A 22,158-nucleotide genomic window follows, 5' to 3' on the forward strand; every position below is an offset into this window, starting at 1 on the left:
AGGACAGCGACCGTACTCTTTCTGCTGGAAACATCGATACCTGCTGCGTTCATGTTCTTCACTCCTAAAAAGAAATTGCAATGGACAAAGCCATTCTACCCATTGCCGATTCTATCTGTTTGGTGACACGAACACGCGGCTCTACCTGCACAAATCGAACACTGCGAATAGGAGGATGGCTGACTGACTTTCGCACGGACGTACAAGCCCTTGGACGAGAAGGTCAGACCATTACCTTCCTATTCTAACAGCTTAGGCAACGAGATGTCTCGGCTCGTAGCTGGCTACCACATTTCCGAGGCAACTATATAGTAACAGGAAAAGAGAAGGTTTAAGTGAAATGCAAACAAAATATTAAATTATAAATTTGATGTGCGTTCTCGAGAACGCATCTTTATTATCTAAAGTATAGCGCGAAAAATGTTGAAATACAAGATAAAAGTTTTCGTCATATCAAACAAAAATAAGTTGAAAATGACGCTTGACATAGTGTCCATATTGTATATAATGAGTATATACAAAAAGAAGGGGGCGGGACCTATGGAGATCATCCTGTCCAACGTTGACGGGACACCGATCTATGAGCAGATCGTCCGGCAGATCAAGAGCAAGATCGTCGGTGGGGAATTGCAGCCCGGCGAAGCGCTGCCCTCAATGCGCTTGTTGGCCAAGGAACTGCGCATCAGCGTGATCACGACCAAACGCGCTTATGAGGAGCTGGAGCGTGAAGGCTTTTTGATTACACAGACCGGACGCGGCAGCTTTGTGGCGCCGGTCGGCATCGAATTGCTGCGGGAGGAGCAGCTGCGCGCAGTAGAGGAGCACTTGACCAGTGCGGTGCGTGCAGCCCGATTGGGCGGATTGGAGTGCAAGGAGTTTTTGGAGATTGCACAGACCCTGTTTGAGGAGGAACTATAATGGAATATGCATTGGAAATTCGCGGGCTTTGCAAGCAATACGATGGTTTTGACCTGCGGGATGTGGACATCACGCTGCCCCGCGGCAGTGTAATGGGATTTATCGGGGAAAACGGCGCGGGCAAAACCACGACGATCAAAGCGATTTTGGGATTGATCCGGCAGGACGCGGGCAGCATCCGCGTGCTGGGGATGGACAGCCGGCAGGAGGAGCGCGCGGTTAAGGAACGGATCGGTGTGGTGCTGGAGGATGGCTGCTTTTTGAATACGCTTTCTGCCCGGCAGGTTAATGTGCTGATGGGAAAGGCCTATCGGGGGTGGCAGCCTGAGCAGTTTTTCGGCTGCATGAGAAGGTTTGGCATTGATTTGGATAAAAAAATCAAGGACTATTCCAAGGGGATGCGGATGAAGGTGTCGATCGCCGCGGCGCTGTCGCATGGGGCGGAGCTGCTCATTATGGATGAGCCGACCAGCGGGCTGGATCCGGTGGTGCGCGACGAAGTGCTCGATCTGTTTTATGAGTTCATGCAGGAGGAAAGCCACGCGATCCTGCTGTCCAGCCATATCACCAGTGATTTGGATAAAATTGCAGATTATATCACGTTTATCCATCAGGGAAGCGTGCTGCTGAGCGAGCCGCGCGATGCCTTGCTTGATACCTACGGGCTGCTGCGCTGCACAGCGGATCAGCTTGCCTCCCTTGACCCTGCGGCAGTCCGCGCCAAGCGTGCCGGTGCATTCGGCTGCGAGGCGCTGGTGCGGCGGGATGGTATTCCGCAGGGCTGGGCGGTGGAGCCGGTGAATATCGAGCAGATCATGCTGCTGCTGACGAGAGGGGAGTGTAACCAATGAAAGTGATGATCTATGCGGACTGGATGACCTTTCGGCAGTCCCTGCGGTCGCTGTTGTTTGTGATTGTGATCTATACTGCAACCGCTATGCTGTGGAATGGGCCGCTGTTCTTCAACCTGATCGTTACGGTGCTCAGCATTATCACGCCGACCACGCTGTTTTCAGCGGATCGCTCGGTGGATTGGGATCGGCTCAGTCTGGCGCTGCCGGTCACGCGGCGCGATGTGGTGGCGAGTAAATTCGCGGTCGGTGCGATAGTCAATCTGGGGTTGCTGGCGGTAAGCGGCGGGCTGATGCTGGTGTACGGGCTGCTGAACCCGCATACAACGGAACAGATAGCCGAAATGGCGGCCGGGTTGTTGGGCAGCGAGGCGGCGGCGCTGGCGATGATGGGACTGATGATGCTGATCGCGTTCAAATTCGGCATTGAAAAGAGCAGATATATTATGATGGGGTGCATTTTTATACCGATTATTGCGGGGGTGCTGCTTTCGCGCGTGGCAGGGATCGGTGATAAAATGCAGGCGGCGTTGGCGTGGCTGTCCGATTTGCTTTCGCACCATGCAGGCTTCTTTCTGCTCGGCATGGTGGTTTTGGGCGTGGCTGTATATGTGATTTGCTACCGGATCAGCGTGCATATCTACCAGAAAACCGAGCTTTGAAAGGAGCGCGCGATGAGAGCGATTTTTTATGCGGACTGGATAAACCTGCGCGGCTCGCTCCGCGTGATGCTGCTCACGCCGGCGGCTTTTCTGGCGTGGGCGCTGGCGATTGGGGAACCGATATTCTTTTGCGTTTCCCTGGTTGTAATGGGCTATCTGTTTCCCAATACGGCCTTTTCCGTGGAGGAATCGACCGGCTGGAACCGTCTCAGTCTGTCGCTGCCGGTCACACGGGCCGATGTGGTCAACAGCCGGTTTGTAATGGCTGTGCTGATCCATGCTGTGCTGGCAGCTGTGGGAGCGGCGTTTGTGCTGGTGCACGCTGTTCTGACCGACGGAACACCGGAACTGGCAGATCATCTGGCGGAGCTGCTGGCTTGTGCGGCGGTTGCGATGCTGCTGAACGGCGTGCAGATGGCGGCGGCGTTCCGGTGGGGGATACGTAAAGCGGCGTATCTGGTGATGGGATTGATCTGGGTGCCGATGCTGGCGTGTACGTTGCTGTACATAGGGTGTGAACGGCTGGGGATCAGCCTGCAGCCGCTGCTTACCGCGTTGAAGGCTTGGAATGTGACGGGAGGGCTGCTCCGTGCGATGATCGCGCTGGGGATTGCGGTGCTGATATATGCCCTGTGCTGGCGGATCAGCGTGCAGGTTTATCAAAAAAAGGAGCTGTGAGTATGAAATACTGCGAATACTGCGATAAGGCATTTGATACGGAGGATGACACCTGTCCGGATTGTGGGGCACACCTGCGTGAGCTGCAGCCGGGAGAAACACCGGAAAATATGCTGTCCGTGGAGGGAATGCTGCTGCTCGGACTGCTGTAAGGGGATGTGAAAGACATCGAAAAATGCCATGAATGCGGTGCATAAAATGCAGCGGCGTACCATATCCTGAACCAAAAGGGGAGGGATGTGCTTGCGAAAGGCTTGTTTGTTCAGCGTGCTGCTTCCGCTGGCCGTAGGAGGACTGGCTGCGTGGCTAACGATGGGCAGCATGGAGCAGTTCGCTGCGCTGAAGCAGCCGCCGCTGTCGCCGCCGGGGTGGCTGTTCCCGGTGGTGTGGACAGTGCTGTATCTTTTAATGGGAACTGCAAGCTGGCTGGTGCGGAAGTCGGACGCGCCGCAGGCGGCGAAAAAACGCGCGCTGACGCTGTACGGCGTGCAGTTGGCGGTCAATTTTTTTTGGCCGCTGCTGTTTTTTCGGGCCGGGGCCTATGGAACGGCGTTTTTATGGCTGCTTTTGCTGCTGGCGCTTGTACTGGTGACAGCGGCTATGTTCGCGCGTATTTGCCGCACAGCGGCAATTCTGTTGGCGCCTTATGTGCTGTGGCTGATATTTGCAGGTTATTTGAACATTGGGATATGGCTGCTGAACGGCTAAACACGATCCGTGCCGCAGCGCAATCCATCATAGAGGCAGCGCAAAAAAGTCAGGCAGGGAGCCTGACTTTTTTATTGGATTGCCGCAAGGCGGAGATGCGTGGTTGGGGTTCGATGAAGCGCATCTCGGAAGGAACGTGGGCTTCGTGCAGCATTTTTCATGCAGGTTGCTGAAAAACAGCTTGCGCAACTGTTCCGGCAGATATACGTCTGCCTGCGGCTGGTCGGGATGTCAGCAGTGCTCGCACAGCCATGAAAACAACGGTGTATGGTTTTCACCGGACACATCCTCGCAAAACGGCGGCACCATGCGTTCGGGATGCCACTGTACGCCGAGAATGGGGACGCGGGGATGAAAAATGGCTTCGATGACCCCATCCGGTGCGCAGGCTGCCGCGCAGAGTGATGACGCGACCCGATCGACTGCCTGATGATGATAGCTGTTGACTGCCCGGGCGGTGCGCAGCGGCATGGCGGACGGGATAGGAAAACGCAAGGTGTGGCAGCAGTCGCTATGCCCTTCGATGTGCGTGCGCAGAGAACCGCCCATAAAAATATTGATCGCCTGCATCCCCCGACAGATACCGAATATCGGCTTGCCGCGCCGGTAAAAGGCTTCAAACAGGGCGGCTTCTTCTGCATCACGTACCGGATCGACCGAACGGCACTGGTTTTCTGCCGCAGCGCTGCCGAGCCGGCTGGGATGCAGGTCGCCGCCGCCGGACAGCAGCAGGCCATCACACCGGGCAGCGGCAGCATTGGGGTCGCCGCTGCTGTACAGTACGCCAAGTCCGCCGGCGGCGGCAAGGCATTGCCCATACAGTTCGGATTGCTGCCGTTGGACGGAACGTGCGCCGGGAATCCGGCCGGTGGAAATCAAAATCACGGGATCGTACATTTTCTTAACACCTTCCTTATTGCTTTCTGTAGGTTTTGTCATTGACAGCCACAGATGTAGTCGGTATACTTAAAATGTATGGAAATGCGAAAAAATAGAGAAAAAGTATGCGAAACGGAGGAAGCATATGGGATTTGATATGTTGTCCGTTGTGCAGTTGATCGGCGGTTTGGCGTTGTTCATTTACGGCATGACGACAATGGGGAAGGGTTTGGAGCGTGCAGCCGGCTCCAAACTGGAGAAAACGCTGGAAAAGATGACCGGCAATGTGTTCAAGGCGCTGCTGATGGGTATGGTGGTCACCATGGTGATCCAGTCCTCGTCTGCAACAACGGTTATGGTCGTCGGTTTTGTAAACGCCGGCATCATGACGCTGCGGCAGTCGGTCGGTGTGATTCTGGGCGCCAACATCGGCACTACGATCACCGCACAGATCCTGCGTCTGGACGGCGGCGCTGCGGTAAGTGAAAATCTGTTTATGCAGATGCTTAAGCCGAAAAATCTGGCATATGTCATCGTGCTGGTGGGTGTCATCATTATGATGCTGGCGAAAAAACGCCGCACGCGTGATATTGCGGATATTTTCTCGGGCTTTGGTATTTTGTTCATCGGCATGTCCGTGATGGAAGGGGCTGTGGCCCCGCTGGCAGATCTGCCGCAGTTTGCGCAGCTTTTTGCAGCAATATCCAATCCGGTGCTGGGCGTGCTGGTCGGTACGCTGGTCACCGCGATCATTCAGTCCTCTTCGGCGTCGGTTGGTATTTTGCAGGCGCTGTCCACCACCGGTGCGATCACTTATTCGGCGGCAATCCCAATTATTCTGGGTCAGAATATTGGTACCTGTATTACGGCCTTCCTGTCGTCTCTCGGCGGCTCGAAAAATGCGCGCCGCACGGCAATGGTGCACTTTTATTTCAACCTGATCGGTTCGATCGTATTTTTGGTCGGCACCTATGCGATTCAGTACACGGTCGGTTTCCCATTCTGGGATGCGGCGATTGATAAGGGTGGAATTGCAAATTTCCATACATTGTTCAACGTGACCTGCACCCTGCTGTTCCTGCCGTTTACCGGTCTGCTTGTCAAACTGGCTGCTTGGAGTGTGCCTTCCGGCGATGTGCAGGAGGATCCGCTTTCCAAGCTGGAGCCGCGTTTCCTGACCACGCCTTCTCTGGCGTTGGAGCAGGCGCAGCGCTGCATTGCAGATATGGGTGAGGCGGCCAAGCAGAACTTCCATTTGGCGACCGATCCGCTGTTCAGCAATGCAGTGCCGAACGAAGAAATATTCCGGGAGCAGGAGAGCTTTTTGGATCGTGCAGAGGTTGAAATTGCGCGCTATCTGACCAATGTGCATAACATCCGTTCGGTCGATCAGCGCCGTCAGACGGCAGAGATGATGCATTCGCTGTCCGATTTTGAGAAGATCGGTGATTATGCGCAGAATATCTTTACCCGAATGGATGAATTCCGGCAGGCGGAGCTATGCTTCACTCCGACGGCTGTACAAGAGCTGCGCACCATGTGCGAAGCGGTCGGCGAGGCTCTGAACCTGACGGTGGAGGGATATGTGACCCGGTCGGCTTCGGTGGCGCGCACCGTGGAGCCGCTGGAAGAGGTCGTGGACACCCTGAAGGAGCGGTTGAAGAGCCGTCATATCGACCGCCTCAGCAACAGCGAATGCACGATGCAGGTCGGTATCCCTTTCCTGGATATCGTACACGATCTGGAGAAGATCAGTGACCACTGTTCGAATATTGCAATTTATACGATTCAGCTTTGCGAAGGGGCAGAGGAGTTTGATACCCATGCTTATGCGAAGCAAGCGTATAAGGATACCGAGCAGTTTAAGGAAAAGCTGCGCTTCTATCAGCAGAAATATGTCACGCAGATCAATGCGATTGAAAGTCCTGACGGGGCAATCGGATAAAACAGCATATGCAAGCGCCGTGTTCGGCAGAACACGGCGCTTTGCTGTTTGGAGATTTTTATTCGTCTGATGCAAATACCCCATAAACTGCGCGGAACAGCTCTCGGAATACGTTGAAGATGCGCGTGAGCACACCCTCGTCCGCTTCTTCGGCGGGTTGATCGGAGGATGCGTCATCCACGGTATCCGGCGAAATTTCGCGGGTACGCAGGATAAACTGCAAGCTTGCAGGTGTGGGATTTTGGGAAGAGGTTACAGATTGCAGTGCAGCGCCTGCATCCAGATTCAGCAGATTGGTGTCCTCTTCCAGATCCTTTTCAGCATCATCAAATGCACTGTGGATGGAATCGCTGGCGTTTTCCAGCTTGCTCGAGCCGTTTGACTTGGCGGCTTTATCAAGCACGCTGATCAGCCCGTCGAGTGAAGCCTGTGCACTGGCATCGGCACGGCTGCGGACAGCACGCAGATTATCTGTGGCGGTTTTCAGCAGGTCGTTGGAAGCGGACAGGGTTTTGCCGAGCGAAGTCAGAAGCGCTGCGCTTTTGTCTGCAGCCGAGGTGGCATCGGCTGTTATCTGGTTGAGGGCGGCGGTCAGCGCGGGGATATCCGCCAGCAGCTTGTGGATACGCTCCAGCGTGCGGTCAGCCAGTATGGTGAGCTGCTTGCCGTCACCAATGATATCCTGCGGCAGGCCTTGATAGTCATCGATCACATCCAGAATATCATCCAGTTCATCCAACAGGGAGTTGGTGGAACCGAGCATACTGTCCAAACTGCCCAGTGCGTCTTCCAGCGCCTTGACCAGTTTTTCCGTGTGAGAAAGATTGGCCTGCGCATTGGTCAGCATTTCGCTTAAAAGCGTGCGCACAGAATCGTTCAGCGAAGAATCATTGACTAAGTATGTCAGTATGTCGATCTGCTTTTGGGTTTCATCCAGCCGGTCGCGCATACGGCTCAGTTCGGTTTTCAGCTTTAGGATATCACGGCGCAGTTCTTCGGCTGCGCGCTGCAGTTGGGAAAGATAGATCCATTCCGAACCGGTAGCATCATCCAGATCATCCAGCAGGTCATTTAGGTTATCCAGTGAGGTTTGTATATTTTTTAACAGCTTTTGATAGTCGGTCACATCCGTGGTGGATTCCTCCAACGTGCCCAGCATACTGTTGACGGTGGCATTGAGTGAAGTGAGCGTGGTTTTCATCGAGTTTAGCTCGGGGATCAGCGAATCCGACTGTCCGGCGAGATCCTCCAAAGCCTGCAGGGCTGCATCGGTCTGCGGGTCTAGCTTGCCGCGGTCAGCAATGAGCTGCTTGCGCACTTCGTTGATGCCGGACAGTCCGCCGGACAGTGCGCTCAGCCCACCCTGCATGGACTGCATGGTTTGCAGCATACTGTTCAGTCCTTCATACAGGCTGTCGCCGGAATCGCCGATCCGATCCTTGATATCCCGCATATCCGAAAGGATATCGAGTGAGGAAAGGGTAGCCGGCGCCATGAACATGATCAGTCCCATGCTTTCAAAGTTATGCGAGCCGATACGCACAGTAAAAGTGTTTTCTTCGCCCGGCAGACCCATGAAAACCACGATTTTATACGTGCCCATGGACTGCACCTGTGCGCCCGGTGCATCAATGGAGAGCGCCTTGCTCATATCGATGCCGGTTGCGCAAAGCAGGGTCATATTGTTTTTATAATAGGTGCTGGCGTTGGCATTTGGGGTGGCGTGGATGGTCATTTCGATCAATCCGTCCGCCCCGGCGCATTTTTCTGCTTCGACCGGTACGCCGTTCAGCTTGTAGGATACATCAAAGTTCCACGGAAGCTGGATATCGGTATCCGCGCTGGGGATACATTCGTAGTAGAAGCGCTGCATCGCGCTGCCGTCCAAGGTCCATGATACCGCCCCTTCGGCCCGTTCCGGCTGGTCGGCGGTGGACATATTGTATACGTCGGCGTAGCTGCCGTAGTCGGTAAAGGTATCGTGTCCGTTTAGGCTGACACCCTTGACGATGCGGGTGGCTTCCGGCAGGCCATAGTAGTCCAGATTGATATAAACAGCCTCATCGGTTTCCACCGTCGGTGCGGCAGCCTGCGCGGTTTGCGGCAGGATAAATGCCGCTGCAAGCGCCGCGGCGGTGATGCGGCGCAGATTAGTTGTTTTCATCGTGATGCTCCTCCTCTTCCTTGGCGGTATCCGCGTCCGGTGCGGCATTTTTCCGGTGCAGCAGCTTTTGCAGATGTTCGAGCTGTGCACGGTGCCGTGCGCGCCGGTTGGCTTGGATCTGCTCATGCAGCAGCAGACGCTGCTGGTGCAGTTCGCTCAAGGTAGGCAGCTTGAGCTTGGTTGCGCGGATACGGTTCATCTTGGCATGCTTCTTTTGTGCATAATCCGGCTTGACGATCCACTTATCAAAAATCATCAGACAGCAGGGCAGCAGGAACAGGACGAGCAGCAGCGAGATCAGTGCGCCGCGTCCAATCAGTTGTCCCAATGCGGAGATCGCTTCGACCGATGTCATGAAGAACAGACCGTAGGCAACCGTCATCAGGATCAGACCGGAGGTCAGAATGGATTCTGCGCTGACGGTGACAGCACGGATCGCAGACTCTTTTTTATCCCCCTGTGAGCGGGCGTCCAGATAATTGCCGGTCAGCAGGATGGAATAGTCGATCGTTGCGCCAAGCTGAATACAGCTGACGATGATAAAGCCCAAAAACATGGTGCGCTGGCCGTAAATATACGGCAGGGCCGTATTGATGAACACTGCGCACTCGATCGGAATCAGGACGACCAGCGGCAGGAATGCGGATTTATAGGTCAGTGCAACCACCAGTGCAACGCCCAGCAGGGATATCAGATTGACGCGGGCGTTATCCGGTACGATGATATCCTTGATATCCTGCGTAGAGGGAGTAACGCCGACCAGATAGGTCTGCTCATCCGGATAGTACCGGTTGATGATCGCGCGGATTTCATCGGCGTACCGGAAGGCGTCTGCGCTTTCACCGGCAGAGCGGACGTTTAGGATAATTCGTGCCCAGTGTTCTGAATGCAGCATGCCGGTGATGCTTTCTGGCAGAAAATCTTCTGGAATGCCGTCCGGCAGCACACCGGCCAGCCCCATGGCGTAGCGCACATAAGGCAGGGATTCCAGTTCCTCACTCATGGCTTTTTCAGTCACGTTGCCGTTGAGCGGAACGAGCGCCAGCATCATGTTGCTTTGTCCGAATTTTGCGTTCATCTGCTGTTCCGCATCATATACCGGTGTGCCGGGTGAGTTGGCAACGGCTTCGTTGCCATAGGTAAAGTCTGCCATCCCCTGCGCCACATAGCAAGGGATGATGAGGATCATGACCGCGATAAGCACAGGCTTGCGCAGTTTGTATGTAAATTCGCCGAAGCTGCGCAGATTGGTCGGGATGAAGGAACGGTGGCGTGTTTTGGCAACCACATCCTGAAAGCGCAGAATCAGCGCCGGCATCAGCAGCAATACCGTGAGCAGGCTGAGCGCGATGCCCTTGGCCAGTACAAAGCCCATGTCCGGGCCGATGCCGAATTCCATCAGTGCAAGCGCCAGAAAGCCGACAATGGTGGTGGCGCCGGAAGCACTGATTGATGAAAATGCAGAACGCAGTGCGTTGGCCATAGCCTGCTCGGGCTGCACGCCGTTGGCCTTTTCCTCAGAGAAGGCATGCAGCAGAAAAATGGAATAATCCATAGAACAGGCGAGCTGCAGTACTGCGCCGACGGCGTTGGATAAAAAGGAGATTTCGCCGAAAATAATGTTGGAACCCATGTTGATGATGATGGCGATGCCCAAAACCGACAGAAACAACACGGGTTCGAACCATGAGGTCGTTGTGATCGTTAAAATTAAAAAAATGATGATTACAGCCAGCACCATCACGCGGGCAACTTCGGCATTGATCGTTGGGCCAAGGTTGGTATCTGAAACGGCGGAACCGGCGACCAAACCGCGGTCGCCGACGAGCTGCTCGATCTCGCGCACGGCTTTATGTGTGCGGGGGGAGGAGTCCTTTTCCAAAAAGATAACGTCCATATAGGCGCTGCCGTCTTTGTAATAGTCCTCGATGTTCGCATAGTCGATAAACTCGCTGGAGCCGTAAATATTGGTTGTGGTGTCGCACCACATGACCATATCCACGCCGGGGACATCGGCAATGCGGTCTTTGATGCTTTTTGCTTCATACAGGGTCACATCTTCCAGCATAACGCGTCCCATGCCGGGATAAGTAAACTCGTTTTCCATGATATCCAGTGCTTGGGCAGAGGGGCTGGAATCCGGCAGATACTTGGTCAAATCGTAGTTGACACCGACCATCGGAAGGCAGATCAGGCTGAGGATGACCAGTACGGTAAAGATCTTTTCGATCACTTTGCGTTTGTTAATGATCAGGTCGACTGCGCTGTGTCCTTTTAGTTTCACAAGGAAAACACCAACTTTCTCACAAATAGATATTGTGTACGATTACTTTTCGTGATATAGTATAAAACATAAGGATAATATACACAATAGTCAAATGCGGTGAATATATACAAAATCAAACACAAATAATAAATATGTTCGATTTTAACCGTATTTCAGAAAAATGTTGGAGGGGATACTATGGCGGTTCAGGAGGATAAGCGGATCCGGCGAACAAAAAAACTGCTGCGGCAGGCACTGACGCGCTTGATGCAGCAAAAGGCATTTCAAAGCATCACGGTGACCGATGTGGTGCGGGAAGCGGACATCAACCGGGGGACATTTTATGCGCATTATCGGGATGTTTATGACCTGCGGGAGCAGATCGAGACCGAGATGATTCAGGATTTCCGCGCGATGATCGCCGACCTGCGCCCGAGTGAAACAGCCACATTGCAGCCGGTGCTGCGGCGGGCGATGGATTATCTGGAGGAAAATCGGGAGATCGTGGTTGAACTGGTCAAGGTTGGCGGCGGAAAAGGGTTTGGCAAGAAAATGATCGGTGTAATGGAGGAATACCGGTTGGAAAATATGCCGCTGCGCAATGTAGAAGATGTATATGTGGCGCGTTTTGTTGCGACCGGTGTGGTTGGTATGCTGGAAAAATGGATTACCGAACCGCAGCCGCTTCCGAAAACAGAGATGATTGTATTGATGGCGAAAGTGCTGGCGCCGATCATTGCGCCGGCGGCAGGGCAATAAATAAAGGTGCGCCGCTCCTTTGGGAGCGGCGCACCTTTTTGATGGTTCCATAACAACAGCTTGCGGAAGAATGTGGTGCGGTATTTTTGCATCAGGGCGGTATGGCCATGGGCTTATTTCCATTGCAGGACAAAGTCCGCCAGCCGTTCGGTTGCATCCGGATGGGCGACGGCTTTCATGGTCTGCCGCACGGTTTGCAGGCGGGTGGGGTTGGCAAACAATTCGTATACCGCTTCGTCGATTGGGAAGTGTTTGGTGACCAGTGCAGCCATGCCGTTGTTGACCAAAAACTCGACGTTGCGTTCTTCGTGACCGGGGATGGGGTCGACCAACAGCATGGGCAGGTTTTTTGCCAGCGCTTCGGAAACGGTCAGTCCGCCGGGTTTGGAAACAATACAGTCGGACGCGCTCATCATCACCTCAACATTATGCACAAAGCCATAAGGGCGGACAATGCAGTTTCCCTGATAGGAGGCAACGAACTGTTCGATCCGCGTCTGCATTTTATGATTGTTGCCGCATACCACCAAAAGCTGCAGCGGGAAGCCGATCTGCGTCAGACATTCTACCATTTTCAAATGGTCGGCATAGCCCATGCTGCCGCCCATCAGCAGCAGCGTGCGCATGGAGGGATCGATGCCAAGCTGCGCCGCGGCCTGTTCGCGCGCAAGCGGCTGGTTGAATTTGGGGTGCACCGGGATGCCGAACGGCAGCAGCCGCTCTTCCGGTATGCCGCGGCGGACGCAGCGGAAGGTGAGCAGCTCGCTGGCGGTAACGATGTACTGCACACGGGGCACATCTTCCCAATAAGGGTGCAGGGTGTAGTCGGTTACAATGCCGATGGTTTTGATATCCGACAGCTTTTTGCGCTTTTTGAGTTCGTCCACCATTTGGGCGGCAAACACATGGGTGCACAGGATGACATCCGGCGTGTAGCCCTGCAGCACTTTGGCAAATTTGGATGCGCCGAGCGCATTGATGATGTTGATGATGCCCGGGCCGCTGGAAAAATAGCTGGCGCCGTTGTTCTCCGCAAGCTGATAGACCAGCCGGTATAGGGTCTGCATATGCTTGGAGGAGAACAGATAGCCCTTGTCGATCGTGGTTTTGATCAGGTTGCTGATATAGGCGTATACATCCAGGGTGTGTACTTCCGCGCCCTTGCTTTTCAGCATATCCCCAATCGCTTTGGCGGTGGCATGGTGTCCATAGCCCGCCGTTACAGATAGAATCAATACTCTCATACCGGTACCTCTCTTTATATAAGCATTATTTTACCGCAGATGCCGGGAAAATGCAAATGTCCTGTGCGGGATGGTGCAGGGGAGAACTTGTTTTTTCTTCTGCCTGCGGAATTTTGTCTGTTTGACTATTTTAATTTGGGTGGGTTTGTACTATAATATACCAAGTAAAGACAAGCATGTGAAAACACAGCAGAAACAGGAGGGGTTTGCAGAATGGCCCTGTCTATCAAACCATATATTGAGAATAAAGAAAAAATCCATCTGATCGGCATCGGCGGTGTATCCATGAATTCGCTGGCCGAGCTGTTGCTCAGCCGCGGCGTACCCGTCAGCGGATCGGATCGTCTGCGCACGGATGTAACGGCCCGCCTTGAGGCCATGGGCGCGCAGATCACCTATGAGCACAAGGCGGAAAACGTCGAAGGTGCGGCGCTGATCGTGCGCACGGCTGCCGTGCATGATGATAACCCGGAGATCGCCCGTGCACATGCGTGCGGCATTCCGGTGATGGAGCGCGCGGAGGCGTGGGGCCATCTGATGCGCGATTATGATAACGTGGTGTGTCTGGCCGGTACGCACGGCAAAACGACCTCGACCTCGATGATGACGCTGATGACCATGGAGGCACAGCTGGATCCGACGGTCATGGTCGGCAGCAACCTGCCCGCGATCGGCGGCACGCTGCGGATCGGCGGCAAGGGCTGCTTTGTGGCGGAAAGCTGCGAATACTGCAACTCGTTCCTCAGTTTTGCGCCGACGGTGGCCGTAGTGCTCAATGTGGAAGAGGATCATCTGGACTTTTTCAAGGATATCAATGATATTGTGCACTCCTTCCGCTCGTTTGTGGAGCTGACGCCGATGAACGGTCTGGTTGTGGTGAACGGAGACGACCGCAACGCCATGCGCTGCGTGGAAGGGCTGGATCGCCGCGTGCGCACGTTTGGGCTGGAACCGGGGGCGGATGTATGTGCTGCCGGTATTCGGGATGAAAACGGCTATTACCGGTTTACTGTGCTGGTGGAGGGAAAGGAATACGCGAAGGTCGCGCTTTCTGTGCCCGGGCGGCATAATATGCTCAATGCGCTGGCCTGCTGCGCAGCAGCGGAGTTCCTCGGTGTGCCGGGGGATGCGGCGGAGCGGGGCTTGAACCGGTTTACCGGCTCGTCCCGCCGGTTTCAGTTGGTCGGTAAGATGCCGAACGGCGCTACGGTGGTGGATGATTACGCCCACCATCCGAGCGAGATGAAGGCAACGCTTTCCACCGCGAAGGAGATGCGGTTTGACCGGGTTCTGTGCGCGTTCCAGCCGCATACCTACACACGTACCAAGGCGCTGTTCGGGGAGTTTGTCGAGGCGCTTTCAATGTGCGACCACGCGGTGCTTGCGCCGATTTACGCGGCGCGTGAGCAGAATACCGTGGGGATCTCCTCGCATGATCTGGCGGCGGAGGTGCCCGGGGCGGTTGCGCTGGACAGCTTTGCGGAGATCGCAGCGCACCTGCGCGCCGAAGCCGGGCCGAATGATCTGGTGCTTACGATGGGTGCGGGGAATATCAACGAAGTCGGGCCGATGCTGGTTCGGTGAGCGTGTTTGCAGCTGATGCACCGGCGGACAGTCGCACTGTCCGCCGGTGCTTTTTGCTTGCTGCGGATTTATCGGTTGCTTTTCAAACCATTCAAATTTTTCCTTAAATGCGCTTGACAAAAATTATAAAATGGTGCATACTGAACATACAGTAAATTGTACAATTTGTATAATCAAATTGGTAAGGAGGGTGCGTTATGAATAACAATCTGATTATCACCATTGGTCGTGAATACGGTACCGGAGGCCGGGAGATCGGCCAGAAACTCGCGCTCCGCCTTGGCATTCCGTTCTATGACCGTGAACTCATCACACGTGCGGCAAAAAAGACCGGATTTGACGAAAAACTGTTCGAACAGCTCGATAAGCGTGCGACCAACAGTTTTTTGTATTCGCTGACCATGTTTGGTTCGGTCGGCCTGAACGGCATGAGCCTGACCGACCAGCTCTATCTGGCGCAGGCCAACATCATCCGTGAGATGGCAGAGGATTCCTCCTGTGTGATCGTCGGCCGTTGTGCGGATCACGTGCTGCGGGATTTCCCCAATAAGTTTGACTTTTTTATCCATGGCTCGATTGAGGACCGTGTGAAGCGGATCCAGACCTGCGGGGATTATGAGATCGAAGGCAAGACCCCGGAGGCTGCGCTGGAGAAAATGGATAAGCAGCGTTCTACTTATTATAACTACTATACCGGTAAGGTATGGGGCAAGTGCGATCACTATGATTTATGCATCAATGCAGGCCGTTTGGGTGTGGAGTATTCGACGGATATCATTTTGGAGTATGTCAACCGTCTGAAGAAGTAAGCCCTCCGGAAGAGGAAAAGAGAGAGGAGCGAAGCCGCGTCAGACTGACGCGGCTTCGCGCGTATACGGGAACCTTTTGCCGTTCGGCACGTCTGTATCATAAAGGGAACTTCGCTGACATAGGAGGACAGAACAGGAGGGAGCGAAATGAAAAAAGCGGGATGGCTGCTGCTGGCTGTTTTGGCGGCGGTGCTGCTGGGGCTGGGTCTGCGGGGCTGTAGGGGAAATGTGTCGGAGGAACTTGGATATGAGGCCAAGCCGGTTATCTACCTGTATCCGGAGGAAAAGACCGAGGTCAGCGTTAAGCTGTATTACGACGGCGGGCTGACCGCCACTTGGCCGGCGTATGAGGACGGCTGGAACGTGACCGCCTGCCCGGACGGAACCCTGTTTGACGCGCAGGGGAACGAATACTCCTACCTGTTCTGGGAAGGGGTATCGGATACCACGTATGATTTCACCGAGGGCTTTTGTGTAGCGGGGGAGGATACGGCGGCATTTTTGCGGCAGACGCTGGCGCAGCTTGGCTTGACGCCCCGTGAGTATAACGAATTTATCGTGTACTGGCTGCCCAAAATGCAGGAAAACACCTATAATCTGATCGCGTTCCAAGGGGAGGCATATACAGACACGGCAAAGCTGGCGATCGAGCCGCAGCCAGATAGCCTGCTGCGCGTGTTCATGGCGTGGAAGCCGCTTGCACGGCCGGTCACGATCCGCCCGCAGGCGCTGCCGCCGTTTGAACGGATCGGCTTCACGGTGGTAGAGTGGGGCGGTGCGCAGGTGGGATAAAACCGCGCGCGGCTAAAACGGTAGTATGGCGTACAGAGAAGAAAAAGCCTGTTGCAGAAGCTTCTGCAACAGGCTTTTGTATGTATGTTTTATAGCAAGCTTGCTTCCGCTTGCAGGGAAGATTGGATCAGACCTTCTGCGTGTGCTGCACCGCAAGGCTGACCGGCTTCCAGATCAAAACCGAGATGGTGTAATCGATCATGGAGTGGATGACCGTGCCCAGACCGACGAGCAGGACAACACTGGTGAAAAAGCCGTTCTGCAGCTGCTCGGCAGAGAACAGCGAACCGGAAACAAAGAACGGCGTGACGACGAGCACCTCGGCCGCGGCATGGATCAGCGCAATTACCACATTGAATACCATGCTGGAAAGCGGTTTTTCAATGGTTTCGGGGTGACGGCGCAGATACCACGCGCCGAGAAAGGCGAATACAACGTGGGAAGCCGCGCGCAGCGCAATGATGATCGGCGTGGTTACGAAGAAGCCGACAGTTGTGCCGATGCAGACGGCAACCGCAACAGCGGGCGAGATGAACATGGCGAGGAAAATCGCCACGTGGCTGGCCAGTGTAAAGGACATCGGCCCAAGTACGATTTTGGGCATGAACATCGGCACAACAATGCCGATCGCACACAGCACGCCGGCCAGCGCCAGATGATACAAATGCTTATTCTTTGTCATAATTTTCAAAATCCTTTCCGATCTTTTGTGAACAGTCAACAGTATACTGCTGTTTGCGATAGGTGTCAAGACATATGTTAAATAAAAGCCGGGATTGTTCAGCGGGATTTTTTGTGATATAGTGTAAAAACAAAAGGAGGATGACGGATGATCTCGATCGATCGTTTTTCGGAAATACTGGAAGTGCTGGCAGAGGAGCTTCCAACGGATTTTTATGAGCAGCTCAACGGCGGTATTGTGGTCGATCCCCGACGGCCGTTGCACCCGGCGGATGCGCACGGGGATCTGTATATTATGGGGGAGTACCGCATCGATCCGGCCATGGGAAAATATATCGTGATGTATTACGGTTCGTTCCACCGCGTGTTCGGCCATTTGGAGGAAGCGGCGCTGACCGAAGAAATGCGCCGCGTGCTGCGGCATGAGTTTCGTCATCATATGGAAGGACGCGCCGGGGTGCGCGATCTGGAGGCATGGGATGAGGCGCAGATTGCCGCCTACCGTGCGCGGCAGACAGAATAAAAGCGCAGCGTGCTGAAATATGCGTTTCCGAGATGCTGTGCCCTGCTCCTGCCGCGCACGAATGGGGGAGTTGCTTTTGCGCGGTGGTGCAATGAAAAAAGTCAGGCATATGGCCTGACTTTTTTGTATCCATGCTGTAAAAAGCATAAGATTGTGCCTGTGCTGTGTATGAAATCGGCGCGGCGGGTGGTGTTATGGGGCTGTGGCGCTTTGCCAGCTGGGCTTCATGGGCAGATAGGTGGGGCAAAACGGCCGTTCCGGTTGGTATTCCGGCTCGGGATAATGTGGATCGACCGAAACATCGTTCATAAAGTTCGCTTGTCCATCACAGCCCGAAAACAGCCATGTACCGTCCTCCTGCTGTTCCAGAATCCAGTCGAGCGACCAGCCGGCAAGCTGCGGGTCGCTGCCGGTATAGCCGACGGTGACCCGCAAGCGGGTATAGTTCAAATCGGCATACTGCTCTTCATAAAAGACGGCTTCGGTCTGCGCGGTGGTCACATCAATTCCTTGATGAAATGTGGTAGGATAAAACTGATCCGGGTTGAGTGCCATGGGATCGATTTCCGGATTACCGATCTCCTCGCCGCGGAAAAAGACATGGATCGGCGGTTCGTCCGCGTAGCTTGTGCCATTGTACAGCCGTCGGCATTGCTCGGCATAGGCGGCATATTCCGCCTGCGTGACGCTCTCGCGCACAGAGATTTCCGCCATGGGACGCTGCAGCGGTTCGATCAGCGCACGGGCTTCTTCCGGATCGAACGCTGCGGTTTGGATACGGACCGGCTCAAGAACTGTGGATTCCGGTGCACAGGCGCACAGCGGAAGCAGCAGAAGGAGCAGAAGGAGCGGGATAACCAAGCGTTTCATAAAGACACCTCCTCTGTACAGGCGGTGTGCTCACTTGTCGGCATCCAACAGGAAGCCCTGTTCGTGCAGCCCGGCGGTCACACGGTCGAGCGTGGCCCGATCGGGGGCGCGCAGGGTATGCAGATGGATGCCGCCGGTCAGTTCGCACAGGGGACGTGCGCCGGGGGTCAACAGCTTTTCACAAAAGGCATCTGCATCAAAGCGGGAGAAGATATGCAGCGGCGCACAGATCTGCCCGTAGATCGGGTGCTCGACTGTTACATCGATCAACGCGCCACCGCGGTCAACCACAGTGTACAGTTCGTCCCGCAGGCGGCTGTCATCGTGCCGGCAGACGACACGGCATTCCACATAGGTGGGAGCCGCAGGGCTTTCCAGCACGTAGCCGCGTGGTGTGGCCAGCACGGACAGGCCGCCCGCACGCAGCAGGGCAATGTCGCCAACGATGATCTGCCGGCTGACGCCGCACTGTGCCGCCAGCACAGTGGCAGAGACCGGCCCGGTGGCGCCGCTTAGCAGATGGGTGATTTTGGTGCGCCGTTCAGCAGCGTTCATTGCAGTCACTTCCTTAGTACACTTATCATAGCAAAAGCCGGGGGGTTATGCAAGCGAAAGTGATAGAACCGTATAGATGAAGCGGGCGGGGTTTGGGCTGCGAGGTTCTGCTACTTTACGGCAGTGCTGTGCACAAGGCGGAAAAACAAAAAGAGCTATGCATAGGTGCATAGCTCTTTGGTTGCGGTGATAGCTTAGCCGAGCAGATAAATATTGGCGTACTTGACACCCAGATCGTAGGCACGGCTGTGAGAAGAAACCAGAACATCGATCTTGTTGCTCTTGATGGCTCCGCCGGTATCCTCGGCGATGAATACGCCGTAGCCTTCGATATAAACACGGCTGCCCAGCGGAATGACAGAGGAGTCCACTGCGATCGTGCGGCCCTCGGTCGGGGTAGTACCCGAAGCGGTTTTCGCATCGGCTGCGCCGTTGCAAACAGCGCACGGGCAGTAGAAGGTCAGCTTGTAATTGCCGAGCGATTTGGCATTGCTCTTGATCGCTTCGGTAGCCAGAAGGGAGGTGGAGTAGGAAACCGTTTTGGCGGTAACCGGATCGTTCAGCAGCTTATTGTAAGCATCCTTCTTGGCAGTGGCAGCAGCCTGTGCCTGTGCCTGAGCAGCAGCCTCGGCCTTTTTTTGTGCCTCGGCTTCTGCCTTGGCCTTTTTTTGTGCCTCGGCTTCTGCCTTGGCCTTGGAGAGCGCCTGCTCGGCGGTATTGATCTCATCCGAAGTGAGAACCGTGCCGACGGAGGCATTCAGGTTGGAAGAGAGCACCGCTACCGGCTGCTCCAGCGCGGCAGCGCTGACCGAAGCCATCGCGCTGACGGCGAGCGCCGCAGCAATCAGCCGGGACGCATGCTTTCGCAGGGAAATAGACATTTGTGTTACACTCCTAAATCGTCGTGAAAACCCGCGGGGTCGCGGCTCGGTTGTTACCGAATTGTTTTCGTGTTGTTACTGTTTTGTTCTCGATCTGTTTCCGATCTGTAACCTATGATACTTCACAAGCGTGGATTTGTCAAACACTTTCGAACAATTTTGTTCAAGTTATACAAGTCTTTTTTGGGAAAACAGAAAACTCTGTATGGACACACGAAAAAAAGAAGGACATTTTGTAACCAAATCGTAAGAGTGTGAACAATTTGGTTACAAAACCAGAGCTTGTCCGCAGAAGTGGGGAAAGCGGCAGGCCGGCGGTAATATCAGAGGCAGGCAGTGGGGAAAATACAACACAAGCCCTTTGGCGCGGCAACTGGGCGGCGGGGGAAAAGCTGCACCGGTCTACCGGTGCGCTGCCGCTTTGGGGGTGCGCATGGCACAGCGGTTCCGGGAAAAAAGCCTTTACACCTGAGATATGATATGGTATGCTATAAATAAGTGTTTGCAGCCTGTGTGGGGATATTCTGGCATTTCCGCCGGAAACCGGACTGCAGAGCATCCTATATTATATAGTAGAGAAAGACGGACGAACGGGATCGCAGGTCTGTCTTTACGCAGGCGGGGGAGGGACCCGCGTTATTTATATCCATATGAAGTGATAAAGGAAAGTGATAAAACTGTTATGAAGGAAAAACTGAAAATCATACCGCTCGGCGGTTTGAATGAGATCGGCAAAAACATGACCGTAATCGAGTACGGCGGTGATATCATCGTGATCGACTGCGGTGTGGCTTTCCCGGATGACGATATGCTGGGCGTTGATCTGGTCATTCCGGATACGACTTATCTCAAGCGCAACTTGAACAAGCTGCGCGGTTATGTCATCACCCATGGGCATGAGGATCATATCGGCGCGATCCCGTATGTGCTGCGTGAGTGCAATGCTCCGGTTTACGCCACCCGGCTGACCTGCGGGATCATCGAAACCAAGCTTTCCGAGCATAAAATGCCGCAGAAGGTTCGGCTCAACCATGTCCGCGCAGGAGATACGATCAAACTGGGATGCTTTAAGGTGGAGTTTATCCACACCAACCATTCGATCGCGGATTCGGTTGCGCTGGCCATCACTACGCCGCTGGGTACGATTCTGCACACGGGTGACTTCAAGATCGACCTGACGCCGGTTTCGGGGGAAATGATCGATCTGGTGCGCATCGGCGAGCTGGGCAAAAAGGGTATTCTGGCTCTGATGAGTGATTCGACCAACGTGGAACGGCCGGGCTATACGCCGAGCGAGAAGATCGTTGGCAAGTCGCTGGAGAAGTTCATTATGGAAAGCGATCAGCGCATCATTATTGCCACGTTTGCCTCCAATGTATCCCGATTGCAGCAGATTTTGGACATTGCGGCTAAGGCCGGGCGCAAGGTGGCGGTATGCGGCCGCAGTATGGAGAAAATATCCAAGGTTGCGACAGAGTTGGGCTATTTGCAGGATACCGGAAAGGTAATGATCGACATTTCCGAGATCAAGCGGTATCCCCGCAGCCGCCTGATTATTGTGTCCACCGGGTCGCAGGGCGAGACCATGTCGGCGCTGTACCGTATGGCATACGGCAGCCATAAGCAGGTGGAGGTCAGCGCCGGTGACCGCATCCTGATCGCGGCTTCCGCGATTCCGGGCAACGAAAAGTCGGTCAATAATATGGTGAACGAGCTGTACAAGCAGGGTGCCGAGGTTATTTATGACCGCTCTGCTGCGATCCATGTATCCGGCCACGCCTGTCAGGAAGATTTGAAGATGATGCTCGGATTGGCACGTCCCAAGTATTTTATCCCCGTACACGGCGAATACCGTATGCTGATGCAGCATGCCGGTCTGGCTCGTGAGATGGGTGTGCATCCCAAAAATATTCTGGTCACGGAAATCGGCCGTCCGGTCGAGATCAGCGAGAATTCTGCGCGGTTGGGCAATCCCGTGCCTGCCGGCCGCCTGTTGGTGGATGGTCTCGGGATCGGTGACGTCGGCACGGCAGTGCTGCGCGACCGCAAGCATTTGTCCGAGGACGGCTTGCTGGTTGTTGTTGTAACCGTGGATGCAACCACAGGTGTGGTTATTGCCGGACCGGATATTGTATCCCGCGGCTTTGTCTATGTGAAGGAAGCCGAGGCCTTGATGGAGGAGCTGCGTATGATCTCGCAGATGGCGCTCGACCGCTGTGCGGTGGAAAATCTGCGCGATTGGAACAGCCTCAAATCAGCAATCAAGGGCGATGTAAGCGATTATCTGTTCAAAAAGACCAAGCGCAGCCCGATGGTGCTGCCGATCATTATGGAAATCTGAAAACCGTACGGTTTGGGCGGCTTCTGCCATGGTGCAGAAGCCGCCTTT

21 protein-coding genes are annotated in these 22,158 nt (G+C 54.6%); 13 read left to right on the top strand and 8 right to left on the bottom strand.

Annotation, left to right across the window (positions count from 1 at the left end):
• Positions 1–540: 540 nt before the first annotated feature.
• The 6 genes from T363_RS0101855 (at position 541) to T363_RS0101880 (ending at position 3,817) form a co-directional block, all read left to right on the top strand.
• A complete protein-coding gene (locus T363_RS0101855; RefSeq protein ID WP_031472699.1) occupies positions 541–918 on the top strand; it encodes a GntR family transcriptional regulator in 378 nt (125 codons plus the stop codon).
• Complete coding sequence (locus T363_RS0101860) at positions 918–1,769, top strand: ABC transporter ATP-binding protein (RefSeq protein ID WP_031472701.1); 852 nt, start codon at positions 918–920, stop codon at positions 1,767–1,769. Before T363_RS0101855 ends, T363_RS0101860 begins: the two co-directional genes overlap by 1 nt.
• Entirely contained in the window at positions 1,766–2,431 is a 666-nt protein-coding gene (locus T363_RS0101865) for an ABC-2 transporter permease (RefSeq protein ID WP_031472703.1), read from the top strand. The genes T363_RS0101860 and T363_RS0101865 overlap by 4 nt, the downstream gene beginning before the upstream one ends.
• Before the next feature lie 12 nt (positions 2,432–2,443).
• Positions 2,444–3,109, top strand: coding sequence for an ABC-2 transporter permease (locus tag T363_RS0101870; protein ID WP_031472705.1), 666 nt, complete (start codon positions 2,444–2,446; stop codon positions 3,107–3,109).
• A gap of 2 nt (positions 3,110–3,111) precedes the next feature.
• Positions 3,112–3,261, top strand: a complete 150-nt coding sequence (locus T363_RS15935; protein ID WP_154658726.1) for a hypothetical protein — start codon at positions 3,112–3,114, stop codon at positions 3,259–3,261.
• 91 nt (positions 3,262–3,352) lie between these two features.
• On the top strand, positions 3,353–3,817 hold the full coding sequence (locus T363_RS0101880) for a TspO/MBR family protein (protein ID WP_407919066.1): 465 nt from the start codon (positions 3,353–3,355) through the stop codon (positions 3,815–3,817).
• 231 nt (positions 3,818–4,048) lie between these two features.
• Here the strand turns inward: T363_RS0101880 and T363_RS0101885 are convergent, their stop codons facing one another.
• Positions 4,049–4,756 (bottom strand): gamma-glutamyl-gamma-aminobutyrate hydrolase family protein, encoded by a 708-nt coding sequence (locus tag T363_RS0101885; protein WP_078096871.1) that lies wholly within the window; start codon positions 4,754–4,756, stop codon positions 4,049–4,051.
• 85 nt (positions 4,757–4,841) lie between these two features.
• Here T363_RS0101885 and T363_RS0101890 point away from each other — a divergent pair, with 85 nt between their 5' ends.
• Positions 4,842–6,641, top strand: a complete 1,800-nt coding sequence (locus tag T363_RS0101890; protein ID WP_031472711.1) for a Na/Pi cotransporter family protein — start codon at positions 4,842–4,844, stop codon at positions 6,639–6,641.
• 58 nt (positions 6,642–6,699) lie between these two features.
• Here the strand turns inward: T363_RS0101890 and T363_RS14900 are convergent, their stop codons facing one another.
• The gene (locus T363_RS14900) at positions 6,700–8,805 is read right to left on the bottom strand and encodes a YhgE/Pip domain-containing protein (RefSeq protein ID WP_051643026.1); all 2,106 of its coding nucleotides are present in this window, start codon (positions 8,803–8,805) and stop codon (positions 6,700–6,702) included.
• The gene (locus T363_RS0101900; protein WP_051643027.1) at positions 8,792–11,089 is read right to left on the bottom strand and encodes an efflux RND transporter permease subunit; all 2,298 of its coding nucleotides are present in this window, start codon (positions 11,087–11,089) and stop codon (positions 8,792–8,794) included. The genes T363_RS14900 and T363_RS0101900 overlap by 14 nt, the downstream gene beginning before the upstream one ends.
• Before the next feature lie 180 nt (positions 11,090–11,269).
• Here T363_RS0101900 and T363_RS14905 point away from each other — a divergent pair, with 180 nt between their 5' ends.
• The gene (locus tag T363_RS14905; protein WP_051643028.1) at positions 11,270–11,830 is read left to right on the top strand and encodes a TetR/AcrR family transcriptional regulator; all 561 of its coding nucleotides are present in this window, start codon (positions 11,270–11,272) and stop codon (positions 11,828–11,830) included.
• A gap of 113 nt (positions 11,831–11,943) precedes the next feature.
• Here T363_RS14905 and T363_RS0101910 read toward each other — a convergent pair whose 3' ends face one another.
• Positions 11,944–13,074: an MGDG synthase family glycosyltransferase gene (locus tag T363_RS0101910; protein ID WP_031472719.1), complete on the bottom strand. Its 1,131-nt coding sequence runs from the start codon at positions 13,072–13,074 to the stop codon at positions 11,944–11,946.
• A gap of 213 nt (positions 13,075–13,287) precedes the next feature.
• Here T363_RS0101910 and murC point away from each other — a divergent pair, with 213 nt between their 5' ends.
• The 3 genes from murC (at position 13,288) to T363_RS0101925 (ending at position 16,259) form a co-directional block, all read left to right on the top strand.
• The gene (gene murC / locus T363_RS0101915) at positions 13,288–14,658 is read left to right on the top strand and encodes a UDP-N-acetylmuramate--L-alanine ligase (protein WP_031472721.1); all 1,371 of its coding nucleotides are present in this window, start codon (positions 13,288–13,290) and stop codon (positions 14,656–14,658) included.
• A 197-nt stretch (positions 14,659–14,855) separates the two neighbouring features.
• The gene (locus tag T363_RS0101920) at positions 14,856–15,467 is read left to right on the top strand and encodes a cytidylate kinase-like family protein (RefSeq protein ID WP_031472723.1); all 612 of its coding nucleotides are present in this window, start codon (positions 14,856–14,858) and stop codon (positions 15,465–15,467) included.
• Between the two features lie 147 nt (positions 15,468–15,614).
• Positions 15,615–16,259, top strand: coding sequence for a hypothetical protein (locus T363_RS0101925; protein ID WP_031472725.1), 645 nt, complete (start codon positions 15,615–15,617; stop codon positions 16,257–16,259).
• 127 nt (positions 16,260–16,386) lie between these two features.
• Here T363_RS0101925 and T363_RS0101930 read toward each other — a convergent pair whose 3' ends face one another.
• Entirely contained in the window at positions 16,387–16,941 is a 555-nt protein-coding gene (locus T363_RS0101930; RefSeq protein WP_031472727.1) for a hypothetical protein, read from the bottom strand.
• A gap of 147 nt (positions 16,942–17,088) precedes the next feature.
• Here T363_RS0101930 and T363_RS0101935 point away from each other — a divergent pair, with 147 nt between their 5' ends.
• Positions 17,089–17,463: a metallopeptidase family protein gene (locus tag T363_RS0101935; protein WP_031472729.1), complete on the top strand. Its 375-nt coding sequence runs from the start codon at positions 17,089–17,091 to the stop codon at positions 17,461–17,463.
• Positions 17,464–17,655: 192 nt separating this feature from the next.
• Here T363_RS0101935 and T363_RS0101940 read toward each other — a convergent pair whose 3' ends face one another.
• The 3 genes from T363_RS0101940 to T363_RS0101950 form a co-directional block, all read right to left on the bottom strand.
• The gene (locus tag T363_RS0101940; protein WP_031472731.1) at positions 17,656–18,333 is read right to left on the bottom strand and encodes a hypothetical protein; all 678 of its coding nucleotides are present in this window, start codon (positions 18,331–18,333) and stop codon (positions 17,656–17,658) included.
• Between the two features lie 30 nt (positions 18,334–18,363).
• Entirely contained in the window at positions 18,364–18,888 is a 525-nt protein-coding gene (locus tag T363_RS0101945; protein ID WP_031472733.1) for a transcription repressor NadR, read from the bottom strand.
• Positions 18,889–19,082: 194 nt separating this feature from the next.
• The gene (locus T363_RS0101950) at positions 19,083–19,769 is read right to left on the bottom strand and encodes a 3D domain-containing protein (RefSeq protein ID WP_051643029.1); all 687 of its coding nucleotides are present in this window, start codon (positions 19,767–19,769) and stop codon (positions 19,083–19,085) included.
• 682 nt (positions 19,770–20,451) lie between these two features.
• On the opposite strand from T363_RS0101950, the gene T363_RS0101955 reads away from it, so the two are divergent.
• Positions 20,452–22,110: a ribonuclease J gene (locus T363_RS0101955; protein WP_031472738.1), complete on the top strand. Its 1,659-nt coding sequence runs from the start codon at positions 20,452–20,454 to the stop codon at positions 22,108–22,110.
• Positions 22,111–22,158 lie beyond the last annotated feature (48 nt).

Origin of the sequence: Agathobaculum desmolans ATCC 43058 (genome assembly GCF_000701665.1) — a bacterium.
Classification (GTDB): domain Bacteria; phylum Bacillota; class Clostridia; order Oscillospirales; family Butyricicoccaceae; genus Agathobaculum; species Agathobaculum desmolans.